A 6,968-nucleotide genomic window follows, 5' to 3' on the forward strand; every position below is an offset into this window, starting at 1 on the left:
CACCACCACCTGGAACCGCGACGCCACCACCCACACCCCGCTGCGCTTCCCCGGCCAGTACCACGACCCCGAAACCGGCCTCCACTACAACCTGCACCGTTACTACGACCCGGCCACCGCCCGCTACACCACCCCCGACCCCCTCGGCCTGGAACCCGCCCCCAACCCGGCCACCTATCCCCACAACCCCCACACCTGGACCGACCCCCTCGGCCTCGCACCCGAGGAGGGCTGTGGCGATAAAGCTTGGCGACGTGGAGCAGACGGCCCGGCAAACGCGGCGAACGGCGAAAGACTGCGAGAACAACTACGCGAAGAGGCTGGCCCTGTCGGGTCGCTTCAAGGGATAGATGACATCATGAACAATCCGCAGGTTCTTGCGGGGGGCGTAAAACCAGAGGATGTTCGCGGTGCGCTGATAAATGGGACCGGCTGGAGAGAGGAGACTCTCGGGAAGGGAAGCCATGCTGGCCAAGGTTGGGTGTTGCGGGAGTACAACGAAAGAGGGGAGCCTACGGGACGTATGCTGCGCTGGCACCCGGGAGGCGGACATCATGGGGAAGGAGCCTACTGGCGAGTGAAGGGGTACGAGGGAGATCTAGGGGGAATCATTCGGTGAGTGAACAAATCAAGCGAGATGTATTTCTGCGTGACCTTAGGAGGTCCCTGGAGCAACTATCTTGGAACGCTGAGCGGCAGTTCGCCTATGTAGACGACCTAGGCGTCGACGTGGACGAAATTGCATTGGAGTTTGATGACCTCTTCCGAATCGCTGAATCCATGGCCACTCAAGGACTGATCTCAACTGATTTCTTTACCCGTCTTAAAGGTATTGACTCACAGTTGTCGACGATGACTCGTAAGGGTGCTGAAGTTTGGGAGCGAGAAAAGGTGAAGAGCTCAAAAGAATGGGAAACTTTGCGCAAGCTCGCAACTGAAACACTTAAAGCGGCTAGTGACGCCTGACTTTTTCATGTCGCGATTCTCTTATTGGCCAGAAACTCAAAGGGTTCTATTCGAGGATGTAGCGGACGTGCGGGCCGCCGAAGTAGCCGCGGACGATGTGTGGCTGACGTTGGCGTCGATGGAAGAACCGGCGGGTCTCGGCGGCGAGTTGGGCCTGGCTCCGGGCCCGGTGCTGCCTGGGCAGGCTGTGCTTGAGATCGGCGTTGACCAGTTCGTCGGGGTTCAGCTCCGGTGAGTACGACGGTAGGAAGTGGGGCTCGACGCGGTCCGGGTGGTCGGCAAGCCAGGTGCGGACTTTCCGGGAGCGGTGGGCGGAGTGGCCGTCCACGATCAGGTGGACCTGGCGGTCGAAGTGGCCGATGAGCCGGTCCAGGAAGCGGACCATCACCTCGGCGGTGAACGCCTCGGTGAAGACCATGAGGTGCATCCGGCCCTTCGTGCTGATCGCCGACATCGCGTGCACCGAGAACCGGTTCCTCGTCCGCCGCACGACCGGGGTGCGGCCCTTCTCGCCCCAGGTGCGGCCGGTGACCTGGTCGGAACGGACACCGACCTGGTCGGCGAAGAGGATCTCCCCGTTGTCCGCCCTCGCCTGCGCGCGGATCGTGGGCCAGGCCTCCTCGCACCAGCGCGCCACGGCCTCGGGGTCCTGCTCGACGGCCCGTCGGTCCGGCCGCTGGAACGACAGCCCCCACCGCTTGAGGTACGTGCCCACACCCGGCTCGGTCAGCCGCACCCGGTACAGCTTCACGATCAGCTCGCCCACCGGCCGCCGCGTCCACAACTGCCCGCCCAGCCCCACGTCACAGGGCCGGTGCTCGAGGACCGCCTGCCGCACGGCGGCCTGCTCGGCCTCGTCCAACACCTGGTGCACCCCGACCGGCTTGCCGCGCGGCCGCATCACCAGCGCCTCCCGGCCGCCGGCCTGCCACCTCGCCCACCAGCCGTCCACGGCCTTCCGCGACACGCCGAAGATCGCCGCGACATCCTCACGGTAGTGCCCCGCCACCGGCGCGGCCACCCCCGCAGCCGCAGAGCCTCCTGCGCCGACGGCGACAGATGCCGCGCGTCCCCCACCAGATCGTTCACACCCCATCAACGACCCAGAACCCCAAACGTTTCGGATCAATAGCCTGAAAATGGTGATGCTGTATACAGACGGCAGGTTCTAGTCTGCCTGGAAATTGGGAGAAAATCAGTTCCAGCAGATAATCGACAAGGGGTTTCTGTGGTGACGAGAGAGGACATCCGAGGAGCGAAGAGCGGAGACGCCGATGGTTCTGAAGTTCTCTCCGGTCGGGAGAGCTACCGTGAGCAATGGCTGTCAAAAGGTCCGAAGATTATTGTTCCTGTTCCTGCCGGAAGCCATGTGAGTAGGGATCTCATTCGGCGCATGGTCGAGGGCTGCCGAGCAGTAGGCGAAGGCAACATATCGTTCGGCTCTACAGAGAAAGTCCCGTCCGAGCGTATCTGGGATTCGACCTCACTGGAAACAGCCGCATCCCACCTGGATGGATTTGCACCTCCCGTCCTGCTGGCCACTGCGAATCTACAGGGAGCGATTCTTTTTCCCGGCCCTGGATACGCATTGGTGGCGGGCACAAAAAAGTTCCTGCAAAGAGCTGTCCCGGAAGGGGTGGACGAAGGTCGGGTTCGCTTCGCGCATTACGCGCGCGCCGTGGACCAGCGGCGGCCCGAACTGCGTGTTGTGGCGCATTCCTTTCCTGCTAGGAACACTTCTTGGTCACGAGCGCAGGACATCCCCTCAGAGACCGGCGCCTCGCGACAGGTGGAGTTGATGCACGCTTTCGTGGCCGGTGACTGTACCGGAGCAGAGTTCGCACGCGGCTGGCTGGAAGCACGTCGCCTCTCCCAGAACAATGGTGAGAGGCTCCGCAACCCGCTCGCCACAGCCTTCGACCGTGTCTTCTCACTGCTGGAGGATTATTCCATCGACCCTGACCTCAAGGATCCTGAGGACCTATCGGACGACGAACTGAAGAGAGCAGTGCAGGACCTCATGAAAAACTCGCAGGCGTTCGATTGACCGCCCCTTCCATCGCAGGGCTCCGTCGTTCTCGCGGTCACTGAGGTTTTCTCAGCGAAATGATCTACGCGAAGCCGGATGAGGCTTCGGTACCGGGACGGGCCGGGCGTCTCTGCCCTGGTGGCGGGCAGACGTAAAGCCCCTGGTAGGACAGGTCTCACCACAAGATCTTGTCCGCACAACCAGAGGCTTCACGTTGGTCCCCTATGTTGCCATGCTCGACGTCCCCCGCCCGGTGGTGGTCTTCCTCGCCCGCCTGCTGGCCGCCCACCGACGCCGGATCGGCACTCCGCGCGACTCGCGGGCGCTGGGCCCGTTCCGCCAGGCGGTGCTGGTGCTGCGCTGGTTCCGCGAGCGTGGATGCGTCCACTGTCTCGCCCGGGATGCCGGTGTCTCCCAGGCCACCGGCTACTGGGGGCACCCCCGGCCGAAGGCTGGGGGACTACCTGCACGAAGGCATCAATGTCCTCGCAGGCCAGGCCCCGGACCTGCGCCAGGTCCTCTCCCGCTGCCGGCGCGAGGGCATGACACACGTGATCCTCGACGGCACGCTCATCGAGACGGACCGGCTCGCCGGTGTCCGCGACAACGGCAACGACCTGTGGTTCAGCCAGAAACACAAGGCGTTCGGCGGTAACGTGCAGTTCCTGGCCGTCCCGGACGGTACACCGTTATGGATCTCCGATGTCGAGCCCGGCTCCACGCCCGACATCACCGCCGCCCGCCTCCACGCCCTGCCCGCCCTGTACAAGGCGGCCGCCGACGGCCTGCCCACCCTGGCCGACAAGGGCTACATCGGCGCCGGGATCGGCATCCACATCCCAGTCCGTCGCCCGAAAGGCCGGTCCGAACAGGCTTTGGACACGGGCACCCGCACCACGAACAGCCTGATCAGAGGCATTCGTGCGCTCGGGGAACGCGCTGCCGCCGAACTCAAGCAGCGCTGGCGCACCCTCCAGCACATCACCCTCAGCCCGAGCCGGATCGGTGACATCGCCCGCGCCGCCCTCGTCCTCAACGGAATCTGGAAGTGAACACCGCTGAGAAAACCTCACTGACACGGCATCTGTAGTTCCGGTCATGGCCGGTTCTGGAGGAGGTGTCGGCGTTGGTGGCAGGCTTGCGCGACGGCTTGATGGTGGCGACGCCAGGCCATCCAGCGCAGGACGTGTTCCGCGTCCCGGACGGGGCGGTGTGGCGGCATGCCTACGACGAGCACGGCAACCGCACCGCCACCACCGACCCCGCAAGCCACACCACCCGCTACACCTACGACAACCGCGGCCACCTGGCCGCGGCCACCAACGTCCTGGGCGAGACCACCTCCGTACGCTGCGATGCCGCGGGCCTACCCGGTCACGCTCACCTGGGACCACACCGGCTTCACCCCACTCGCCCAGACCGAACGCCTCACCGACGCCGCCACCCAGGCCCAGATCGACGCCCGGTTCTTCGCCATCGTCACCGACCTGGTCGGCACCCCCACCGAACTCGTCGACGACACCGGCGCCATCGCCTGGCGCACCCGCACCACGCTGTGGGGCACCACCACCTGGAACCGCGACGCCACCACCCACACCCCGCTGCGCTTCACCACGACCCCGAAACCGGCCTCCACTACAACCTGCACCGCTACTACGACCCGACCACCGCCCGCTACACCACCCCCGACCCCCTCGGCCTGGAACCCGCCCCCAACCCGGCCACCTACCCCCACAACCCCCACACCTGGACCGACCCCCTCGGCCTCACACCGGACCCCAACCAGATGCCGGAAGATTTGGCACAAGAGTTGGCTGACGCGGAAAGACTTGGGGTCAAGCCTTTGAGAGTCGGTGACGACGGATTCGATGCTGCAGTGAATTCGGGAACTGTCAAGTGGGCGGTTGACGAACAAGGGAACCTGTTTGTCATCCCAAAATATGTGGATGGCGTTGAGCTGAAACACCCCGTACTCACAGGGGGGCGCCCAGTGCTGGCTGCGGGTGAGGCAGAGATAGCCGGCTCCAGAGGAAGTTATTTCGGGATGGATATCAACTATAATAGTGGCCACTACAAGCCTTCCATGGAGAGTCTGGAGACAGGGAGAAAAGCTTTTGAGCGAGCCGGAATATCCTTCCTCGAGTGAATACTCCAACGATTGGATCAACCTTCTCAATGGGAGGATCCTAAGGGAGATTTCCGCGGAGGATGCCAAAAATATTGTTTCTCCTTCTGCCGGCGGGGATCTACCCGGCGCTACACTGGAAGAATTGAGAGACATGAGCGTCGGAAGAATGCAGAGCTCGCTGCTACAGAGGGAAGAAAGAGTTCTGTGGGGCGAGGTGGCGATTCTGTGCGCTCGTCGCAAGAAGGCTATTGGGGTTGTAGACCCTCTTGCTTCTGCCGCCGAGGAAGCCCGTGTCAGAGTTTACATTATTCACGAGTTCGGCGAAATTGACCGCGGAGAGTTTTGGAGTCTTGCGAGGCTGTGCGAGTTTGTTCTCAACTCGATCTCCTGTTCACTTGAGGATGTAAGAGCGAAGGCGTCGAGCTGGCGTGATCTGAATCGTGAAGAAATTTTGTCTCTACGGCGAGTAAAGAACCTGCTCAATGCCATGAAGAGCGTAGAGGAACTCCTCCAAGGAGAGGGTGGAGTATGCGCGGACGTCAGGACGTGGTTGGGTACTATCCCTCAACTCCCCTGAGTGGTAGACAGCCGACTCTCCTGTGTACAGAAAGCTGTTCGGTCTCCGGTCCTGAAGTAATACGCCCGGTTTTGTGGAGCCGAACCCGTGCTGGGCGATGACCTATTGGAGTGGGTGATGTGCGGGTTTCATGGTTACTGAGCTCGAACTCGCGGTGTCGTGTGTCGTTATGCAACCAAGCGATGGGTACGACTATTTCATGCGTCAGATAAACGGCGGGTGAGGAACGTGCGCGGCTCTTACCGTAAAACCCCGGTAACGGATCGGACTTTCGATTCCCTCTCACAGAGTGAAGCGCAAATTCTCGCAGATCGAGATGCTCGACAGTTGTCCCTGGAGCGATCTCTCAGGAACCCGGAGATTGCGGCAAAAATAACTGAACCCGCCCACTCCATCAAAAAGATGATGCAAGAGTGGGAGCGATTGGTCAACGCCTTGGAAGCCCAGTGGGAGATAGAAGGGTATTTCCTTCTGGACGACTATTTGTTTGCACTTGACATGCGCTCTTCCCTCGAGGAGAGAATTAACGATGCTTCACCCGATAGCCTTGCTTCCATTGTTGACGCCCTAAGGAACCTTGATGCTCGCTTCCTGGAGCAGACTGTAAGAGAAAAACCAGGAGAGGAAGGACAACTACGACCTTGGTTGAAGCCGGTGGCTGGACGTCCACCGGAGTGGCTCTGGGACCGCCGGCCACGCATCATGCCATGGTGACGAGAACGTGTAGCCAATTACCTCTCCTCCGCCGGTGTTCGTCTACACAACGCCGGGCCGGATCCGCTACGAGTACGACGCGGCCGGCCGCACCATCCTGCGCCAGAAGACCCGGCTGTCCCGCAAACCGGACACCTGGCGGTACGAGTGGGACGCCGAGGACCGCCTCGTCTCGGTGGCCACTCCGGACGGCACCGTCTGGCGCTACCGCTACGACCCACTGGGCCGCCGCACCGCCAAACAACGCCTGGCCCCGGACGGTGAGACCGTTGTCGAGCAGGTGGACTTCACCTGGGACGGCCCGGTCCTCATCGAACAGACCACCACCACCCCCGACCTGCCCCACCCGGTCACCCTCACCTGGGACCACACCGGCTTCACCCCGGTCGCCCAGACCGAACGCCTCACCGACACCGCCACCCAGGCCGAGATCGACGCCCGGTTCTTCGCCATCATCACCGACCTGGTCGGCACCCCCACCGAACTGGTCGACGACACCGGCGCCATCGCCTGGCGCACCCGCACCACGCTGTGGGGCACCACCACCTGGAACC

The 6,968-nt window shown here is 62.6% G+C and carries 7 protein-coding genes and 3 pseudogenes; 9 read left to right on the forward strand and 1 reads right to left on the reverse strand.

Annotation, left to right across the window (positions count from 1 at the left end; genetic code table 11):
- Both IF47_RS31785 and IF47_RS30950 read left to right on the forward strand, forming a co-directional pair.
- On the forward strand, positions 1-619 hold a 619-nt coding region (locus tag IF47_RS31785), incomplete at its 5' end, for an RHS repeat-associated core domain-containing protein (protein WP_245641252.1).
- The gene (locus tag IF47_RS30950; protein WP_157840069.1) at positions 616-966 is read left to right on the forward strand and encodes a hypothetical protein; all 351 of its coding nucleotides are present in this window, start codon (positions 616-618) and stop codon (positions 964-966) included. The genes IF47_RS31785 and IF47_RS30950, both read left to right, overlap by 4 nt.
- Positions 967-1,012: 46 nt before the next feature.
- On the opposite strand, the gene IF47_RS28355 is transcribed toward IF47_RS30950, so the two are convergent.
- Positions 1,013-1,975 carry an IS630 family transposase gene (locus IF47_RS28355; protein ID WP_031511521.1) on the reverse strand — a complete coding sequence of 321 codons (963 nt, stop codon included), beginning with the start codon at positions 1,973-1,975 and terminating at the stop codon, positions 1,013-1,015.
- Between the two features lie 222 nt (positions 1,976-2,197).
- On the opposite strand from IF47_RS28355, the gene IF47_RS0126405 reads away from it, so the two are divergent.
- From IF47_RS0126405 to IF47_RS28365, 7 genes and pseudogenes are all read left to right on the forward strand, one after another.
- Entirely contained in the window at positions 2,198-3,013 is an 816-nt protein-coding gene (locus tag IF47_RS0126405) for a colicin immunity domain-containing protein (RefSeq protein ID WP_245641253.1), read from the forward strand.
- Positions 3,014-3,209: 196 nt separating this feature from the next.
- Positions 3,210-4,047, forward strand: a pseudogene (locus IF47_RS28360) (transposase family protein).
- Between the two features lie 318 nt (positions 4,048-4,365).
- Positions 4,366-4,769: pseudogene (locus IF47_RS31980) on the forward strand (RHS repeat-associated core domain-containing protein); the annotation flags it as partial.
- Between the two features lie 12 nt (positions 4,770-4,781).
- Entirely contained in the window at positions 4,782-5,141 is a 360-nt protein-coding gene (locus IF47_RS31800) for a hypothetical protein (protein WP_245641254.1), read from the forward strand.
- Positions 5,110-5,700, forward strand: a complete 591-nt coding sequence (locus IF47_RS30955; RefSeq protein ID WP_157840070.1) for a hypothetical protein — start codon at positions 5,110-5,112, stop codon at positions 5,698-5,700. Before IF47_RS31800 ends, IF47_RS30955 begins: the two co-directional genes overlap by 32 nt.
- Positions 5,701-6,027: 327 nt before the next feature.
- On the forward strand, positions 6,028-6,414 hold the full coding sequence (locus tag IF47_RS30960) for a hypothetical protein (RefSeq protein WP_157840071.1): 387 nt from the start codon (positions 6,028-6,030) through the stop codon (positions 6,412-6,414).
- 46 nt (positions 6,415-6,460) lie between these two features.
- Positions 6,461-6,968, forward strand: a pseudogene (locus IF47_RS28365) (RHS repeat domain-containing protein); the annotation flags it as partial.

Source organism: Streptomyces megasporus, assembly GCF_000718985.1.
GTDB classification, from domain to species: Bacteria; Actinomycetota; Actinomycetes; order Streptomycetales; family Streptomycetaceae; genus Streptomyces; species Streptomyces megasporus.